Below are 17,139 nucleotides of genomic sequence, written 5' to 3'. Positions count from 1 at the left end.
AGCGCCGAGTGCGCCGCTTAGCGACCGGCAGCAACGGGCCCGCTCGGCGAGAACGGGCCCACTCGGCGGGATGGAGCGCGGGGGCAAGGCGAGGGGCGGGGCGAGGTGGGCGCGAGGGCAGAGGGGCGGGGCGCGGGGATGCCGCGGGTCAGTCTGCGCGCAGGCGCACGGCGAGGGCGGCGACGGTGCCGACGGCGGCGCCGACGAGGGTGTCGACGACCCGCTCGAGCGCGAGCGGGAGCGACGCGCCGTCGCCCGTCGCGGCACCGATGATCAGCAGCACGAGCGGCGTGATGAACACGAGTGCGAGCGCGTAGTGGCGCACGACGACCAGCTCGATCGCGAACTGCAGGCCGCCGAGGACGAGCCCCAGCGCCCACACCGGCACCGGCAGGAACGCGAGCGCGAGGTAGGCGGCCGCGCCCACGACGGTGCCGACGGTGCGATGGATGCCGCGCACCGCGGCATCCCGCCGCCCGACCGGCAGGCCGACGACGGCAAGGCCCGCGCAGACGATCCAGTACGAGCGCTCGGGGTCGACGGCCACGGCCGCGCCGACCCCGACGACCGCGACGATCGCGGCGCGCACGGTCAGGGTGCGGGCGACCGCTCCCCAGCGGCGCGGGAACAGCGCACGCCGGGGACGCACCGGCTCGCGCCGGTAGCGCGGCAACGCGAGCGGCGCCACGACGAGAAGACACGCGAACACCGACGACGCCGCGACGAGCGCGAGGTACAGCCACGGGTCGACAGCGCGCTGCCCGCCCGCGTGCACGCTCGTCACCTGCGCCGACAGGCCGAACACGAGCACGAAGAACACCGGCCCGGGCGGGCCGAGCGAGACCCACCCGGCGATCGCCGCCGAGACGACCGTCAGCACCAGAACGCCCCCGAGCACCGCGATCGTGCCGCCCGCACCGGCGAGGGTGCCGCCGGCGGCGCAGGCGGTGAGGGCGAGCGCGACGAGCGGCGCGAACCGCGCGCGCTCGCGGGGGCGCAGCCAGCCGCCATAGATGACCGTGAACGCGCCGGTCGCGGCGAGCAGGGCGATATCGGAGCGACCGGATGCCGCGAGCACCACGATGGGCACGGCCATCGCGAGCCCGGCCTGCAGCGCCAGCGGCCAGCGCCGGCCGCGCGACGGCCCAAAGGTCGTGAGGCTCCAGGCGACATGCGCCGCTTCGGCGCGCACCCGCGCGCGCAGCGTCGGGTCGCCGGAGGTCACCCCTCCATTGTCGCGCCCCGCGCGCGACGCAGTGCGAGCACGCCGCAGGCGGCGGCCCCGACGAGCGCCGCCGCGCTGACGAGGATGAGCACGCGCCCCCACGGCGCGTAGTCGGCGCCCGAGATGCCGTACGCGTCGGCGAGCGACATGCCGGGGCCGAAGGATGCCGCGAAGTAGCCGAGCGCGCCGGCGGCGATGATGAGGCAGACGGATGCCGCGGCGCCGAGCGCGCTCACGGCGTTCCGCCACGCGAGGATCAGCGGCGCGAGGGCCAGCATCGGCCCGACGGCCAGGATGCCGAGGACCATCGGCGCGTCGAAGGTCTCGCCCGTGGCGTCAAGCGTGCCGGAGATCTCCGCGAGGGTCGCGCCGGGGACGGCGGCGAGCGGGTTCCAGACGAGGATCTGCACCGCGGCCACCGCAGCGTAGGCCACGACCGCGACGAGCCCCGCGGCGCCGACGATCCGCGCGGCGACCGGCGACGCGGCACCGCGGTGCCGGTCACGGGCGCGCGCAGCGCGCAGCGCGGGGCCGCCGCGCCGGCGACGCGCCCCCGACGGCAGCGCCCGCACCGCCATCCAGATCGCCACCACGACGGATGCCGCGGCGAAGACGCCCCAGAGAAGGGCCGTCTCCCCCGGCGAGCCGAACCCGCCGAGCTCGCCGGGCAGGAGCGGGTTCGCGCCGTCGCCGGCGGGGGCGCTGTACCCGCGCGGGAGGATCAGCGGCACGACGGCGAGCGCGGGCAGGACGACCGTCGCGAGTGCGGCGTCCAGTCCCGTCCAGGCATCGGAGCGCCACACGGCGATGATCGCGGCGGCCCAGACGGCGAGGGCGCCCACGGCAGCGGCGAACAGGCCCGGCGCGGCGAGCGCCTGGGCCAGCACGAGCAGGGCGAACCCCGCCCCGCCGAGGGTCATTCCGCCGATGACGACGGCGATCGCGACGCGGGTCCGCGGCGTGCGGGGCGGCGCGCCGGCTGCGCGGAACCGTGCGCCGAGCAGCACGGCGCAGGCGAGCAGCGCCGGGATCAGCGCCGGCGCGGCGATCGTCACGACGACATCCGTGCGCACGGAGACGACCGGAGTGCACTCCGTGCCCGCGCACATCGTGCCGGCTGTCCCGGCGTCGACCGCCGCCGCCCACGCGGCGGCACCGGCCACGACGGTGAGTGCGAGCAGACCCGTGATGACGCCCTTGTCGGCCGGCTCCCACGACCGCGACAGCCACACGACGGTGAGCGTCGCGACGAGCGCCAGTGCGGCGACGACCGGCACCGCGACAAGCGGGGCCGGATGCCCGCCGACGAGAGCGACGACGACCGCGCCCAGCGCCGCGATCGCCGGGCCGGCGATGGCCACAGCACATGCGGGGCGCCGCTCGAGCCACGCGCCGGGGCCGGTGCGCGCCTCGACGAGCGGCCGCGCGGCGGGTGCGGTGCGCGGCGCGCGGAGGCCCTGCACGAGCAGCCACGCGCCCACCGCGAGCGGGATGACCACGAGCGCGCCGAAGCCCGCGCTCCAGAATCCGCCGAACACCCCGCCGGAGGCGGCCGCGAGCGCGGCGAGCGGCCACGCGGCCGTGCCGATCACCTTCTCCGTGCGCAGCCACCGTCGCGATGACCACAGCAGGCCGACGCCGACGATCCAGCCGATCACGAATGTCCACCACGTGCCGACGGTCAGAGCGAGCACGGTGACGATGACACCGGCCGCCGAGTCGGCGAACCCGGCGGGGCGCGGCGCAGGCGCGTCAACGCCGGCCGCGATGAGGGCGGGATCGCCGAGCTCGGCGATCGTGCGATCGAGGTCGAACCCGGGCTCGGCGGCCGCCTCGCGCAGGTGATCGGCGATCTCGCGCATGATGCCGTCGGCGGCGGCCGGGTCGACGGCGGCCACCGCGACGTGCACCTCGGCGAGGTAGGCGCGCGCCCGGGGGTCACGCAAGACGGACAGCTGCTCGTTCATTCGCCGGGTCTCCCTTCGTCGTCGCCCGCGACCGACCCCGCGAGGGCCTCCGCGACGGCGGCCGATACGTCTGCCCAGGTGCGCTCGAACCCCGCGACGGCGTCGCGCCCGGCATCCGTCAGCCGGTAGTAGCGCCGCGGCGGGCCGCTCGCCGACTCGACCCAGTGCGTCTGCACCCAGCCTGATTCGCGCAGCCGCGACAGCAGCGGGTAGAGCGACCCCTCGCTCGCGAGCAGGCCGAGCCCGGTGAGCCGGCGCGCGAGGTCGCGCCCGTACACGTCGCCGCCGCGCATGACGGCGAGCGCGCACCACTCGAGGACGCCTTTGCGCAGATTCGTCTGCACACGATCCTCGGGATACATGCATCACAAGGTACCTGGCGTCAGCTCCTGGGACAAGAGCGTCGCAGGTCACGGCTATGGTGCGGAGTGCACCGACAAGGAGTGCGCATGACCGGAGACGAACTGCAGCAGTGCGCGCGCGAGCGCGCCGACGAGCTCCCGCTATCGTCGCTCGAGCACCCGTTCGGGCCGGAGTGGGACGTGTTCAAGGTGCAGGGCAGGGTCTTCATGCTGATGACGGCGGTCACGGGCGAGCCGATCGTGACCTTGAAGGCCGCGCCGGCGGACGGCGAGGCGCTGCGCGCGCAGTTCTCCGACATCTCGCCGGGGTACCACATGAACAAGAAGCACTGGATCACGCTCCGCGCGGGAGGCGCGCTGCCGAAGGATCTCGTCGCCGAGCTCGTCACCGACTCGTACCTGCTGGTCGTCGCGAAGCTCCAGCGGGCGCCGGTCCCGGAGCATCGGGCCCGGCTCACAGCATCCGCCTAGTCCGGCTCGATAGCGTCGGGGTCATGGAAGCGTCGCCACAGGCCCTCTCCGTGCTCACCGACGAGGGGGTCGCGACATTCTCCCCGGAGCAGCTCCGCGCGATGCGCGACGAGTTCCAGCGTTTCCTGCTGGAGTACCAGTTCGGGCTGCGCGAGGTCGAGACCAAGCTCGGCATTCTCCGCGATGAGTTCCAGCTCATGCACGACTACAACCCGATCGAGCACGTCTCCAGCCGCGTGAAGACGGCCGACAGCCTCGTCGACAAGGTCGCGCGCAAGGGCGTGGAGCCCACGTTCGACGGCATCCGCGCCGGGATCATGGACATCGCGGGCGTGCGCGTGACGACGAGCTTCACGAACGACGCCTATCGCCTGTTCGACCTGCTCACCCAGCAGGACGACATCACGGTACGCGAGGTGAAGGACTACATCGCCGCCCCCAAGGCCAACGGCTACAAGAGCCTGCACGTCATCGTCGAGGTGCCGGTGTTCCTGTCGTCGGGGCGCGTGGAGGTGCCGGTCGAGGTGCAGTTCCGCACGATCGCCATGGACTTCTGGGCGAGCCTCGAGCACAAGATCTACTACAAGTACGCCGGCGCGGTGCCCGAGGGCCTCGTGGCCGAGCTGAAGGATGCCGCGGACTCGGCGGCCCTGCTCGACGCGCGCATGGAGCGGCTCCATCACGAGCTGCACGGCCCGCACGGGACGCACGCCGGCCCCGTCCGCGCGGTGTAGCTACGCGCTCACCCAGGGAGATGTGGGCGCATCTGGTCGCTACCGCGGCGGGATACGACAGTGTGCGCCCACTTCCTCGGCAGGCGCGCCAGCGGCCGGCGCCCCGGCGGCCTCAGCGGCGCGCGGCGAGAAGCGCGGCGAGCTGCTCGAGCTGTGACTCGTCCTCGAGGGCCGAGCCGACGGCGAGGACCCGGACGCCGCCGTCGAGGAACGCGCCGGCGTTACCGGCAGCCATGCCGCCCGTCGCGATGAAGCGCACCCTGCGGGAACGGGCCGCGGATGTGCCGGAACCAGTCCGCGCCCAACCACTGCGCCGGGAACGCCTTCAGCCACGTGAGTCCGAGGGCCACAGCCTGCTGCACCTCGGACGGCGTCGCGACGCCGGGCAGGATCGGGATGCCGGCGGAATGCGCCGCCTGCACGACATCCGCGTCGAGGCCCGGCGAGACGAGGTAGCCGGCGCCCGCCGCGACCGCGACAGGAACCTGCTCCGGCGAGACGATCGTGCCGGCGCCCACGACGGTCCCGCGCTCGCGACCCAGGCGCGCGACCTCGCGGAGCGCGTCGACGTCGGCATCCGACTGGATGGTCACCTCGACGGAGTCCAGCCCCAGGTCCCACGCGGTGGTCGCGACGCGCACCGCGCGGTCGACACCGGCGCTGCGCAGGATCGCCATCAGCGGCGAGCCCGCGAAGGTCTGCGCGAAGAACGCATCGGTCGAGGGGAAATCGGTCGCGTCGGTCACAAGATCAGCTTTCTGTCGGGGCGGGAACGGTCGCGGCGCCGACGGTCGCGCCGGCGGCCGTCGGATCAGGGAAGTCCGCCGTCGTGGCGAGGGTCAGCGCCGCGCGGTCGTGGCCGGCTTGCAGGCGCTCGGCCGCGGAGGCACCGGCGAGGTATCCGCCGGCGAACGCATCGCCGGCGCCCACCGCCTCGACCACGTCGACGCGGTGCGCGGGGACGAAGATCTCGCCGTCGGCGGTGAAGACGGTCGCCCCGACGTCGCCGTCCTTAACGACGAGCTCGGCCGGCTCGGGCAGCAGCGCGCGGATGGCCGCGGGGGTCGCCGCGCCCCACAGCGCCTCGGCCTCGTCACGGCCGACGAAGACGACGTCGGCGCGACGCGCCAGATCTCGCAGCACGGGCGCGGCGACGGATGCCGCCCACAGCGCGGCCCGGTGATTGACATCGACGCTGACGGGCACACCCGCCGCGCGAGCGCGCGCGATGAGACGCTCGAGGAACGCGGGCGCCGCACCGTCGGGGGTCAACCGGTCCAGCGCCGCCGTGATGCCCGACACGTGCACGATCGCGACGTCGTCGAGATCCGCGGCATCCGCGTCGGACGGCCCGAGGTGCGCGGCCGCAGACCCGTCGCGGTAGTAATGCACGCCGCGGCCGGGGTCTTTCACGTACAGGCCGGTGCGATGGCCGGGGTCGACGGCGTGCACCGTCCCGAGCCCGCCGAACTGGCGGACAGGCGATATCGAGGGGTGCACTATTCCTTGAAGTCAATGCTTCAGAGCGTGGCTGCGGCGACCTGCGGGCCGCCCGGCCGCGCTGCCCACTTAACGTCAGAGTAAGCAGCGCTTCAGGACCAGAATGTCCTCCCAACGGATGACGTCGACGATCACCGGGCGGTGGTAGTTTCTCCTCGTTGCCCGACTCGCGGGCTAGATTGGAAGGCCTTTCTTGAGAACTCGTAGCGCATCCATTTCCGCCGGCATCGTCGCGATCGCGCTTTGCTTGGTTCCGTCGGTTGCGGCTTCCGCCGCTCCTTACTCCGTCTCCGCAGTGAGCTCCACGGGTGATGTCACACCGAACCCGCAGGGCGAGTACACGGCGACACTGAACGGCGTCGAGTTCGGCGGGTCGGTGTCTGCCCTCGCCGCCGCACCAGGCTGCTCAGCAAGTGATCCCGCCACAAAGCGCGTGAATACTTGGCAGCGACGCAACCCGAGCGGGGTAGCCAAACTCGAGTGCGGAAACTCGGGCTACGGCTGGCGTCACATCGCCGCCGGCAAAGCGCAGGATTGGCAGAACATCATCAACAAGTACAACCTGGGCACCGACTGGGCCACCTTCGCGAAGTGGAACATCGGCAACACTGTGGGCGCACCCGCGTCAGCGCCGTACAACAGCGCCAACCAGACGTACACCTATCAGGCGCCGCTTCAGATTCGTAACGCGCAGGGCCAAGTCGTGCGCACCTACACGGTGAAGGTGCCTGTCGGAAGCACCACTGAGCGAATCATCACCGCTTTCCCGAGCTGAAGGCCGCTCAGTGAGTGCGCTGGAGCGATTCGTTGATCACTTGCGGGCGGTTGATCATCGCAACACTTTTGACAGTGAGCGCGGTGTGATCGTGGTTTTTGGAGAAGGATCCGATCGAAATGCTGAGTTCACAATTACCGATCAGTCCTTGGGTGCGCGTCTGAGCGCACTCGAAGAAAGCGGCCGTCTCATCTGGCCAGATGTCGACGCTGAGGTGGCTGCATTTCGACTCCTTTCCGTGCACCTGATGGAGCAGGTCGACACCGGCAATTCGGATCACTACGCGCTGGACGGGAGCGGTACTGCGTAACAGCGGCCGACCGTGACCACGTCTCCCGGACCGAGCACCTCAATACGAGGACTGATGCGCTCCGTCCGGGACGTCTTGTAGGCGCCTGACCTGTCAGGCTTGATCATCTTTCTGTGCGTGCGGCGACGTACGCGGAGTTGTCACGTTGCGAGAACTGCGCCCATCGGCTGGCGGCCTGCGGAGTGATTCCCATCTGGGAGGCTACGACAGCTGCGGGGAGGTCGCTGGTGAGAGCGAGCATGGCGTAGTTGCGGGCGATCCGTGGACTGACTCCGGCACGCGCCAGCCACCGCCCCAGGGTCGTGGGGTGGATAGGTTCATGGTGTCGCCGTGGCGAGGGGAACAGATAGATCCCTTCGCCGTCCCGTCGAAGCGCGCGCGGATCCTGCTCGGCGTCCGTCACGAGTTGCGCGAGGAGTTGCGCAATCGGGTTGGGGACCTCGATGGGCTCTGTCGATAGTGCGAGATAGGTTCGACTTCCCGTCGCGGTGGTGTCGGCTGTAGTGAGTCGGTGGATGCGGTCGGTTCGGGCTCCGTACACGAGTACGAGCAGCGCGGCGACTCTCGTCGCGAGATTCACCGTGTGGTCCGTTCCGGCGATGAACTTGCGAATCAGGGCGTGATGTTCGTCCTCCTCGCTGATCTCGCTCGGTTTGGCCGTCTTTCCACGCTCGACGCGAAGTCCCGGATACTGGCCCGTGCTGCTGAGCCACGAGATGAAAGGCGCGATGTCACCGCTACGGGCGGCGTTTCCGGCGGTCCATCGGTCCAGTGCTTCCTGTGTCAGCTGGGCGCGGCCGTCGCCGTTTTGCTCGCGGTGATGGAGGAGCCGGGCGGCAGCGCGGATCCGCTCCCGCGCGGAATCCGCGACACCGATCGTGGTGCGCCGGTGGCGCGCCCGGCGGCGCACGGTGCGCAGCACCTTCCATTGCGCGTAGGGAGTGATCACGGCGGCGTGATGGGGCGGGAGCTGGGTCAGGTACTCGTCGACCCACGTTTCGAGCCGCTCTGTCTGCTCATCTCGTGGGGGAAGCACACCCGCGTCAACCAGGAGTGCGCGGAGGTGATGTCGCGCCTGCCCGGGCGGACACGCGTCGACGCTCGCATGCGTGATCGACTCCTGTGCTCCGATTGCTTGGAGCAGCGCCCGCGGAGTGGGCTTGAGAAGCCATCTCATGGTCGAATCCACGCGGCCTCGATGAACGAGTGCGTTCGGGAGCCCCGTCAGGTGCCCGGGGATCGCTCCTGTCGCAGCCGCCAGCAGCTCGCTGGAGGCTCGGAAGACGGAGCATCGAACGCAGGTGTTCTCGAAGTGCTGCTCACCCGCGGCGCCACACGTTGCGCAGATGTAGTCGCGTGTCGATCCTGCACACGGCCCGCAGACGCGCTCTCCCTGGTCGTTGCGGCCGATGAGTGCCCTCCTCTGAGCGCAGGACCCGCAGTCGGCCGGGTGGCGGAGCTCGCGACGATAGCAGACGCGGCACACCGGACCGATCGGCCAGGTCATGGTGTGCACCGGGCGCCGTTGTTGGCAGAGGGCGCACTCGGCGATGGTGGTGCGGTAGCAACTGTGGCAGAGATCTGCGACGCCGCTCTGGTGGCGGGTTGCTACGCGTCGTTCCCGCCCGCATCGTCCGCACGTCCTGACGGGTGCGGGGTAGCAGCGCTGGCAGAGATCGTCGCCGTCGACGATGGCGGTGACGTGATCGACGCGGCCGCATACGGCGCACGAACGCTTGGGTCGCGCGCAGTGCCCACACAATGGAGCCCCGTCCTCAGTCCGGGCGCTGGGTGCCCGGACGCGACCACAGCGCGAGCATTCCACCCGTCGGCTGACGTTGTAGCACGGACGGCAGAGCCCGCCTCCGTCAGCGAGTCTCTTTACCCGCTGGGCGCGCCTTCCGCACTCGGAGCAGGGATGCTCCGGCGGAACCGTCACTTGGCGTGCCCAGGCCGGTTGATCGTCGTTCGGCGAGCGGATACTCGACTCTTCAGCGGGACGACGTCTCCGGATACCTTCTTGGCGGTGGCCTCGACGATGCGCGGTTCGATGAGGTCGTTGGGCGTGCACTTAAGGATGTCGCACAGCGCGATCAGAGTCGCCATGCTGAGACGCTGCGGCTGACCCGTCACGAGCCGGTATGTCTGCTCGCGGGAGAGCGCGACGCCTCGCTCAGCGAGCAGCGGCTGCAGGTCCGTCGTGGCGAACATCCCACGCTCTGCCATCTTCGCTCGCAGATGCCAGACGTACTCCATCTCTTTCACAGTGCTGCCTCCTCGAGATCGGTGCCGTATCGCATGTGGATGGCTTGGGTGAGGAGGCGGTTGCGGTACTCGTTGGAGACGCCCACGTAGATCGCGGTTGTCGAGGAGAAGGAGTTCCCCACTTGCTCCTGAATGAATCGCTCCGGGTAGTCGAACTCCACCAGGTGCGTCACATATGAGTGCCGCAGCGAATGCAGATCCAGCGACGAGTCGATCCCCGCGGCGTCCCGAGCCGCACAGAACGCCTCGTTAGCTGCCCGCCTACTCAATCTCGTCCCACGCTCCGTCACCCAGAGCGCAGGTGATGACCCCGAAGACGACAGCGCGGGTCGAACCTCTTCCAGATAGTGCCCAAGCGTCTCGGCAATCCAGCCCATCTCTGGGACGGTGAGAACCGTGCGTCGCTTTGACGGGCCTCCGCGGCTCGCCTTGCCATGCCGTACCGATAGCGCACCGAACCGATCCAGCTGCGGCTGCTTCGCGTTGCGGCGCAGATCCACGAGATCAAGCATCACCGCCTCCCGCCTCCGCAGTCCGAACGCGTATACGCACTTGAGGAGTGCCGCATCTCGCAGCGCCTGAACCGCGCCCTTCCGTCGACGCGACCGGATCCGAGCGGCAAGCCCATCGGCCGCATCGAACAGCGCCTGAACCTCGTCAAATGTCAACGGTCGTCGCGCCGCATCGCCCTCGTACTCGCTGACATGGACGATTGAGTTGTCCTCATGGAACACCTGCCGCGGCGCGGCTCCGAAACGCGCCTCACACTCCGACAGCCACGGATATCGAGGATCAGTGACGTACTCGCAGAACATCTTGATGTCGATCTCGTACCCGCGCAGCGTCGATAGCCGCAGCGGCTTCGCCCCCGACCGCAATTCACCGATCCATGCTTCCACTTCCGCCGACGTCCACTGCCACGGGTACATGCCCGAGAAAGCCACAAACCGGCGAACAAGCCGCTCTCTCGCCGCAATCGTCGCAACCTTCAGGAAGCGAGCAGTCTGCTGAGCTCGCCACCCATCCAGCATCCCATCGAGCACGGCCCTCTCGGGGTCGAGGTGAGCGACGTTACGCGCGGAGAAAAGCCTCTGCGCAGGCGAAGAATTAACTACAAGCACATCCTAATGATGCATCCAACACAACATTGATGCAAGAGAAGGCCACTTTCAGATCCTTGGTCGGAGCAGTGACTTCGACCCCGCTCGAGAATCACTGATCTCAGCCTTCTGCAGCTCGTGCGATCGCGGGTCGCCACGTTGCATCAGATGGCAATATTGCCCGTTTACTCCCTGGGCTGACGCTGCACGGTCAGAGCACAGACCGCCACTCGGCGAGCAGGCGCGCCGTCGCGAGCGTCTCCCGCCAGGGCATCTCCGGCGCCTCGGTGCGACCCTCGCGCAGGGCGGCGATCGTGGCATCCGCTTCGGCGGCCATGGGGCTGACCGTGCCAGTCGCGATCTCCTCGCGCGTGCCGTCTTCGCGGTGCAGCACGGCGGTCGCCGTCGACTCCACGCGGCTGCCCCACACGTTCGGGATCTCGAGCTCCCCGCGCGTGCCGCGGATCGTCGCGGCACGTGGCAGGGTGCGGGTGATCGACGTGGAGACGCGGGCGCGGATGCCGCCGAGGTCAAGCACTGCGCTGGCGTCCTCGTCGACCCCGGTCGTGCCGATGACCCCGTCGGCGGACACGACCGCCAGCGCATCGAGGCGACCCGCCCAGGCCGCGACGCCGACGGCGAGCGACACCGGATAGCAGCCCGCGTCAAGCAGAGCGCCACCGGCCAGTGCCGGATCGAACAGGCGCCGGATGCCACGGTCCGCGGCGAATCCGATGGCCGTCTCGACCTCGGTGATCTCGCCGACGGCGCCGCTGCTGACGAGTTCGCGCACCCGGTCCGGGAACGGGCCGAACCGGTACTTGAAGGCCTCGACGAGCGGCAGCCCCGCCGCATCGGCCGCCGCGAGGATCTCCTCGGTCTCGGCGACGTCGATCCCCAGCGGCTTCTCGCACAGCACCGCCTTGCCCGCCGCGAGCGCGGCGAGGGCGAGCTCGCGGTGCGAGGTGTGCACGGTGCCGATGTAGACGGCGTCGACGTCGTCACGGCCGAGGATCTCCTCGTACGTGCCGGCGACCGCGCCGCCGAACTCGTCGGCGAACGCCCGCGCCCGCGCGGCATCCCGCGCCCCCACGGCGTGGAGTGCGCCGAGCCGGGCGTGCGGCAGCGCGCGGAGGAAGTCGCCGCTGATCCCACCCGCCCCGAGAACCGCCCATCGCGCCGTGTCGCTCATGCCCTCACGCTATCGGGCGGGTGCGTGTGCGGCGCGCCCGCCGGTCATAACTCAGTCTGCACGAGCGACGGATGGCGCCGCCCTTCCGGAATCACGCTGTCCGACGAAGCGCGCCCCACGCCAGAGACTGAATTACGCCCGGCGCGGTCGGCCGCTCAGGCGGCGAGGGCCTGCGCGAGGTCGTCGAGCAGGTCGGCGATATCCTCGATGCCGACCGACAGGCGCACGACCTCGACCGGGACGGCGGCGTCGGTGCCGCGCACCGAGGCGTGGGTCATGGCGTCGGGGTAGTTCACGAGCGATTCCACCCCGCCGAGCGACTCCGCGAGCTGGAACAGCCGGGTCGATTCCGCGAACCGGCGCGCGGCCTCCTGGGACTCCAGCGCGACCGAGACGATCCCGCCGAACCCCGACATCTGCCGGGCGGCGAGATCGTGCCCGGGGTGCTCCACCAGACCGGGGTAGTACACCCGCGCGACGCGTTCATGCCCCTGCAGGAATGCGGCGACGGATGCCGCGTTCTCGCTGTGCCGCTGCATGCGAACCGCAAGGGTCTTGATCCCGCGGGTCGTGAGCCACGCGTCGAGCGGACCCGACACCGCGCCCACCGCGAACTGCAGGAAGCCGATCTCATCGGCGAGCGGACCACCGCGGTGCGCCTCGGAGAGGACGAGCGCCCCGCCGACGACATCGGAATGGCCGCCGAGGTACTTGGTCGTGGAGTGCACGACGACGTCGGCGCCGAGGGCGAGCGGCTGCTGGAGAGCAGGGGTGGCGAAGGTGTTGTCGACGACGACGAGCGCACCCGCCTCGCGGCCGAGGGCGGCAAGACCGGCGATGTCGGTGACGCGCAGCAGCGGGTTCGACGGGGTCTCCACCCACAGCAGGCGCGGCGCGCGTTCGGAGACGGCGGCGCGGACGGCATCCGCATCGCTCATGTCGACCGTGCGCAGGCGCACGCCCCACGGTCCGAGCACGCGCGAGAGCAGCCGATAGGTGCCCCCGTAGACGTCGTTGCCGAGCAGCACCTCGTCGCCGGGCGACAGCGCCGCACGCAGTAGCGTGTCCTCGGCGGCGAGTCCCGACGCGAACGAGAAGGCGTGCGATCCGCCCTCGATCGCGGCGAGCTGTTCCTGCAGGGCGGTGCGCGTCGGGTTGCCGCTGCGGCCGTACTCGTATCCCTGCCGCAGGCCGCCGATGCCGTCCTGGGCATACGTCGTGGAGAAGTGGACGGGCGGGATGACCGCCCCGGTCGCGGCGTCGGCCTCCTGGCCGGCGTGGACGGCGAGGCTCGCGAACCCGCGGGCGGCGTCGGTGGTCATCGGTGGGCTCCTGTCGTGGGGATCTCGGTGCCGGTGCACATCGCGAAGCCGCGGGCCTCGAGCCACGCGTCGTCGTACAGCTTGCTGAGGTAGCCGCGGCCGTGGTCGGGCAGCACCACGATGACGACGGCGTCTTCGGGCAGCTCCCGCGCGGTGCGGAGGGCGGCAACGACCGCCATGCCGGAGGAGCCGCCGACGAGGAGCCCCTCCTCACGGGTGAGTCGGCGCGTCATGGCGAAGCTCTCGGCATCCGACACCCGCTCGTAGCGATCGACGACGCCCGGGTCGAAGGTGGCCGGATAGAAGTCCTCGCCGACGCCCTCGACGGCGTAGCCGTGGATCGGACCGCCGGAGTAGATCGAGCCCTCCGGGTCGGCCCCGACGACGACGATCTCGCCGGCCGTCGCCTCCTTGAGGAAGCGCCCGGTGCCGCTGATGGTGCCGCCGGTGCCGATGCCGGCGACGACGTGCGTCACCCGCCCGTCGGTGTCGCGCCAGATCTCCGGGCCGGTCGTCTCGTAGTGGGCGCGCGGTCCGTTGAGGTTCGCGAACTGGTTCGGCTTGAACGCCCCGGGGATCTCGCGGGCGAGCCGGTCGGAGACGCTGTAGTAGGAGTCGGGATGCTCGGGCGGGACGTTCGTCGGCGTCATGACGACCTCGGCGCCGTAAGCCTTCAGCACGGCGACCTTCTCGCCGGCGAACTTGTCGGGCACGACGAACACCATGCGGTAGCCGCGCTGCAGCGCGACGAGCGCGAGCCCGACGCCGGTGTTCCCGCTCGTCGGCTCGACGATCGTGCCGCCGGGTTGGAGCAGGCCGTCGCGCTCCGCGGCGTCGATGATCCGCGAGGCGATGCGGTCCTTCGCGGAGCCGCCGGGGTTCAGGTACTCGACCTTGGCGAGCACGGTGGCGCGGATGCCGGGGTCTCCCGCCGTCACGGCGTTGAGGCGGACGAGGGGCGTGTTGCCGGCGAGGTCGGCGATGTGCGATGCGTAGCGCATGGAGGGTCCTGGGGTGTGGCCGCGGGCGCAGAGCGCGCAGACGTGCGGCGGGCTGTCGGGGTCGTCGAGGAGAGCCGGGGAGGCTCAGCGACAACAGCGACAGGTCAGGGACACGCGACAACGGTAACCCGGCAGGCGCGGATGCCGGTGAGTGTTACGTCCGGGCCGTAACATCTCGGCGCGCGCCGCGGTCAGGCCCCGACCATCGCTCCGGCGTGGCCGGGCACGAGGGGAAACACCTGTGCGGCGATGCGCTCCAGCTCGTCGCGCAGCGGGGAGGGCTGGATCAGCAGCAGCGAGATCCCGGCACCGTGCCGCGATAGTGCTGCGGCGCGCGCGCGTCGATGAGCACGCCGCGCTGCGGCGCGGTGGCGGCATCATCGATCGACGCGACGTCTGCGCCGGCGGCATCCGTCAGGCTGATCTGACCACGCCGCGGTGCCGCGTCGGAGCGCTGCAGCCGGAACCCCGCGCGCACCCACGCGCGCAGGCCCCCGTCGAGCACGCGCACGTCGACGCCGTGCCGGCGCAGCAGCCACCAGGCGCGCGCGGCGGGGACCCCTTCGTTGTCGTCGTAGACCACGACCCGGTCGCCGTCGTTCAGGCCCCAGCGCCACGCCGCCGCCTGCAGTTTCCATCGTGACGAGCACCGCCCGCCGGCAGAACGCGCCGTGCAACAGTCGGTCACTCGCGCGTCACATTCCGTCACGGAAGGTCACACAGCCACACACGGGAACACTCGGAGCGTCCCCGTCGTTACCGTCGAATGCCATGAGTCAGCACGTCACCGCCGCGTCGTCCGCCCCCGCCCCGCACCTCGGTGCCCCCGACCACCGGTTCGCGTCGTCGCTGTCGGCGGCGGAGTTCAAAGCGGTCTTCCGCGGACACCCCGGCGGCGTCGCGGTCATCACCGCCGACGCGGGCGACGGCCCGGTGGCCCTCACCGCGACGAGCGTCGCGAGCGTGAGCGCGGAGCCGCCGCTGTTGATCTTCTCCGTGTCGGCGCTGTCCTCGGCATCCGACGTCCTCTCCCGCGCCGAGACCGTCGTGGTGCACCTGCTCGACGCGCACGATCTCGAGATCGCGCAGCTCGGCGCCACGAGCGGCGTCGACCGGTTCGCGGAGACCCATCGCTGGTCGCGCCTGGTCACCGGCGAGCCGGTCTACAACGACGTGCGGGCGTGGGTGCGCTGCGCCGTCATCGGGCGGATGGATGCCGGGGGCTCCACCGTCATCGCCGCGCACGCGCTGCAGGCGCAGCTCGAACGCGACGTCGCCGCCGGGGAGCACGGCGACGCGCTCGTGTACCACAACCGCACCTGGCACCGGCTCGGCGACCACTCGCGCCTCGTCTGACGGCCGTCGTCTCCGACGCGCCGGTCAGCCGACGGTCTCGTCGGGCAGCGTCGCCACCGGGATGACGACGACGTCCTGCACCTTCCAGTCCAGCCCCGCGATCCGCTGCCGAGCGTCCTCGACGCTGTCCAGTCGCACGCGCCGGCGGTGCGGCACGACGAACGCTTCGACGTGGAAGACCTGGCCCATGTCGCGCATCCGCACCGACGCCTCCCGGACCCAGGGCTGCGCCTCGAGGTCGCGGACGATCCGGCGCATCAGCGGATGCGGCTCCGCATCGTCGTGGGTGCGCGCCCGCTGATCCATGAGGTCGAGCACTGCCGATCGGGTGTTCTTGTAGCCGTCCCGCACGATCCCGAGCGAGATGAACAGCGCCGCCGCCCCGTCCAGCCACCACAGGCCCACCCCGATCCCGAGCACCCCGACAACCGAGGCGACCGTCGTGGTCCAATCGGCCTTGGCCATGTCGGCATCCGCGTACAGCACCTTGTTGTGCAGCTTCGGCGCGAGCTTCGCCTTCGCGTGACCGTAGAAGAAGGGGCCCGGCACGACGAGGATCATCACCGCCACCATCAGCCACCCGAGCCAGATCGTCTGACCGAACAGCTGCACCGTGCCGATCGCCGGATGCTCCTGGCGGATGAGTCCGCCAATCGACTCGACCGCGAGATTGCCCCCGATCGCGAGCAGCGCGACGCCCGCCACGAGGTGTCCGACGCCCATGACCCGGTGAAGCCCGTACGGGAACGACCGGGACGGCGGATGCCGGATGAACAGCAGCGACACGAGGAACGCGACCTGCGGGATGAGGGAGAGCATGTCCTCGATCCACGCCGTCTTCATCGCCTGCGAACCGCCGACGACGAACGCGATGAGCACGATCGTGATCGACGTGTAGCCGATCGTGAACCACTCCCACCGGATCGCCTTCTGCAGGGCCTCCTGCTGCGCGGCGGGCAGGTCGGTGCGCCCCATCGACTTCATCGTCGCGCCCCCGACCCGGTCCGGCTCTGCTCGTCGAGGAACGTCTCCAGCGCCGCCTGCAACCCGTTCTCCCCCATCGGCAGCAGGAACACGACGCCGCCGGCGTCGACGCCCGGCAGATCGTCGAACCCGCGCGTCACCGATACACGGTCGACCCAGGGGGTCTCCTCGCTCATCCCGCCGATCGCGAGGTCGAGCGTGCCGGCTTCGAGGTCGTCGACGAGGTCCTCCTCACTGCCGACCGTCCAGACGACGGTCGCATCACGGCTGTCGGCGAACGCGGCGACGAGGTCGGGCAGCGGCCCCGACACCGCTCCGTCCTCGAGCGCCACCAGGCCCTCGCTGGCCGAGGCGCCGACGCGCAGCTGCCCTCCCGTGATGCGGTCGAGCGCCCCGTCCGGATCGGTGGGGATGCGGATGCCGCACCCGGCCAGCGCGACGGCCACCGCGATCGCGGCGACGCACGTCGCAACCGCGCGCAGAAGGGTCCTCGGCACCGGCATGCCGAGATGCTAGGGCGGACGCCGACCCGCCGGCATCCCCTTGGCACGGCCGGACGCCATCGGCCATGCGCC

20 protein-coding genes are annotated in these 17,139 nt (G+C 70.8%); 5 read left to right on the top strand and 15 right to left on the bottom strand.

From position 1 onward, the window contains the following. Positions 1-148 precede the first annotated feature (148 nt). Genes JOD60_RS05775 through JOD60_RS05765 form a run of 3 tightly spaced genes read right to left on the bottom strand, consistent with a single transcriptional unit; the run spans position 149 to position 3,554 of the window. Entirely contained in the window at positions 149-1,225 is a 1,077-nt protein-coding gene (locus JOD60_RS05775; RefSeq protein ID WP_084201914.1) for an FUSC family protein, read from the bottom strand. Beyond that, positions 1,222-3,192 carry an HAAS signaling domain-containing protein gene (locus tag JOD60_RS05770; protein ID WP_198159132.1) on the bottom strand — a complete coding sequence of 657 codons (1,971 nt, stop codon included), beginning with the start codon at positions 3,190-3,192 and terminating at the stop codon, positions 1,222-1,224. The genes JOD60_RS05775 and JOD60_RS05770 overlap by 4 nt, the downstream gene beginning before the upstream one ends. After that, positions 3,189-3,554: a PadR family transcriptional regulator gene (locus JOD60_RS05765; RefSeq protein WP_076689374.1), complete on the bottom strand. Its 366-nt coding sequence runs from the start codon at positions 3,552-3,554 to the stop codon at positions 3,189-3,191. Before JOD60_RS05765 ends, JOD60_RS05770 begins: the two co-directional genes overlap by 4 nt. 87 nt (positions 3,555-3,641) lie before the next feature. Here JOD60_RS05765 and JOD60_RS05760 point away from each other — a divergent pair, with 87 nt between their 5' ends. Both JOD60_RS05760 and JOD60_RS05755 read left to right on the top strand, forming a co-directional pair. After that, positions 3,642-4,025: an MmcQ/YjbR family DNA-binding protein gene (locus JOD60_RS05760; RefSeq protein WP_076689372.1), complete on the top strand. Its 384-nt coding sequence runs from the start codon at positions 3,642-3,644 to the stop codon at positions 4,023-4,025. Positions 4,026-4,048: 23 nt separating this feature from the next. Further along, the gene (locus JOD60_RS05755; protein ID WP_076689370.1) at positions 4,049-4,759 is read left to right on the top strand and encodes a GTP pyrophosphokinase; all 711 of its coding nucleotides are present in this window, start codon (positions 4,049-4,051) and stop codon (positions 4,757-4,759) included. A 112-nt stretch (positions 4,760-4,871) separates the two neighbouring features. On the opposite strand, the gene JOD60_RS17015 is transcribed toward JOD60_RS05755, so the two are convergent. Genes JOD60_RS17015 through JOD60_RS05745 form a run of 3 tightly spaced genes read right to left on the bottom strand, consistent with a single transcriptional unit; the run spans position 4,872 to position 6,259 of the window. Then, a complete protein-coding gene (locus JOD60_RS17015; RefSeq protein ID WP_269746951.1) occupies positions 4,872-4,994 on the bottom strand; it encodes a hypothetical protein in 123 nt (40 codons plus the stop codon). Beyond that, positions 4,981-5,505, bottom strand: coding sequence for a bifunctional 4-hydroxy-2-oxoglutarate aldolase/2-dehydro-3-deoxy-phosphogluconate aldolase (locus JOD60_RS05750; protein ID WP_232321707.1), 525 nt, complete (start codon positions 5,503-5,505; stop codon positions 4,981-4,983). Before JOD60_RS05750 ends, JOD60_RS17015 begins: the two co-directional genes overlap by 14 nt. 4 nt (positions 5,506-5,509) lie before the next feature. Beyond that, complete coding sequence (locus JOD60_RS05745) at positions 5,510-6,259, bottom strand: PfkB family carbohydrate kinase (protein ID WP_076689368.1); 750 nt, start codon at positions 6,257-6,259, stop codon at positions 5,510-5,512. A gap of 295 nt (positions 6,260-6,554) precedes the next feature. On the opposite strand from JOD60_RS05745, the gene JOD60_RS05740 reads away from it, so the two are divergent. Both JOD60_RS05740 and JOD60_RS05735 read left to right on the top strand, forming a co-directional pair. Continuing rightward, positions 6,555-7,034 carry a hypothetical protein gene (locus tag JOD60_RS05740; protein ID WP_157127871.1) on the top strand — a complete coding sequence of 160 codons (480 nt, stop codon included), beginning with the start codon at positions 6,555-6,557 and terminating at the stop codon, positions 7,032-7,034. Between the two features lie 10 nt (positions 7,035-7,044). Further along, positions 7,045-7,344, top strand: a complete 300-nt coding sequence (locus JOD60_RS05735; RefSeq protein ID WP_157127870.1) for a hypothetical protein — start codon at positions 7,045-7,047, stop codon at positions 7,342-7,344. A 103-nt stretch (positions 7,345-7,447) separates the two neighbouring features. On the opposite strand, the gene JOD60_RS05730 is transcribed toward JOD60_RS05735, so the two are convergent. From JOD60_RS05730 to JOD60_RS05700, 7 genes are all read right to left on the bottom strand, one after another. Then, positions 7,448-8,521: a hypothetical protein gene (locus tag JOD60_RS05730; protein WP_076689364.1), complete on the bottom strand. Its 1,074-nt coding sequence runs from the start codon at positions 8,519-8,521 to the stop codon at positions 7,448-7,450. Positions 8,522-9,279: 758 nt separating this feature from the next. Next, positions 9,280-9,600, bottom strand: coding sequence for a helix-turn-helix domain-containing protein (locus JOD60_RS05725; protein ID WP_076692071.1), 321 nt, complete (start codon positions 9,598-9,600; stop codon positions 9,280-9,282). Positions 9,601-9,605: 5 nt separating this feature from the next. Further along, a complete protein-coding gene (locus JOD60_RS05720) occupies positions 9,606-10,652 on the bottom strand; it encodes a tyrosine-type recombinase/integrase (protein ID WP_232321706.1) in 1,047 nt (348 codons plus the stop codon). Between the two features lie 268 nt (positions 10,653-10,920). Beyond that, positions 10,921-11,901, bottom strand: coding sequence for a Gfo/Idh/MocA family protein (locus tag JOD60_RS05715; protein WP_076689360.1), 981 nt, complete (start codon positions 11,899-11,901; stop codon positions 10,921-10,923). Between the two features lie 155 nt (positions 11,902-12,056). Continuing rightward, a complete protein-coding gene (locus JOD60_RS05710; protein ID WP_076689358.1) occupies positions 12,057-13,223 on the bottom strand; it encodes a cystathionine gamma-synthase in 1,167 nt (388 codons plus the stop codon). Then, positions 13,220-14,224 (bottom strand): pyridoxal-phosphate dependent enzyme, encoded by a 1,005-nt coding sequence (locus tag JOD60_RS05705; RefSeq protein WP_076689356.1) that lies wholly within the window; start codon positions 14,222-14,224, stop codon positions 13,220-13,222. Before JOD60_RS05705 ends, JOD60_RS05710 begins: the two co-directional genes overlap by 4 nt. 286 nt (positions 14,225-14,510) lie before the next feature. Beyond that, positions 14,511-14,912, bottom strand: a complete 402-nt coding sequence (locus JOD60_RS05700) for a sulfurtransferase (RefSeq protein ID WP_076689354.1) — start codon at positions 14,910-14,912, stop codon at positions 14,511-14,513. An 83-nt stretch (positions 14,913-14,995) separates the two neighbouring features. Here JOD60_RS05700 and JOD60_RS05695 point away from each other — a divergent pair, with 83 nt between their 5' ends. After that, positions 14,996-15,580, top strand: coding sequence for a flavin reductase family protein (locus JOD60_RS05695; protein ID WP_076689352.1), 585 nt, complete (start codon positions 14,996-14,998; stop codon positions 15,578-15,580). A gap of 24 nt (positions 15,581-15,604) precedes the next feature. Here the strand turns inward: JOD60_RS05695 and JOD60_RS05690 are convergent, their stop codons facing one another. Both JOD60_RS05690 and JOD60_RS05685 read right to left on the bottom strand, forming a co-directional pair. Continuing rightward, positions 15,605-16,564, bottom strand: coding sequence for a cation efflux transmembrane domain-containing protein (locus JOD60_RS05690; RefSeq protein WP_076689350.1), 960 nt, complete (start codon positions 16,562-16,564; stop codon positions 15,605-15,607). Next, a complete protein-coding gene (locus JOD60_RS05685; protein WP_076689348.1) occupies positions 16,561-17,067 on the bottom strand; it encodes a transglycosylase SLT domain-containing protein in 507 nt (168 codons plus the stop codon). The genes JOD60_RS05690 and JOD60_RS05685 overlap by 4 nt, the downstream gene beginning before the upstream one ends. Positions 17,068-17,139 lie beyond the last annotated feature (72 nt).

This window comes from Microbacterium aurum (assembly GCF_016907815.1).
Lineage (GTDB): Bacteria > Actinomycetota > Actinomycetes > Actinomycetales > Microbacteriaceae > Microbacterium > Microbacterium aurum.
The sequence above is the reverse complement of the archived record's forward strand: the minus strand, read 5'-3'. Positions and strand labels throughout refer to the sequence as shown.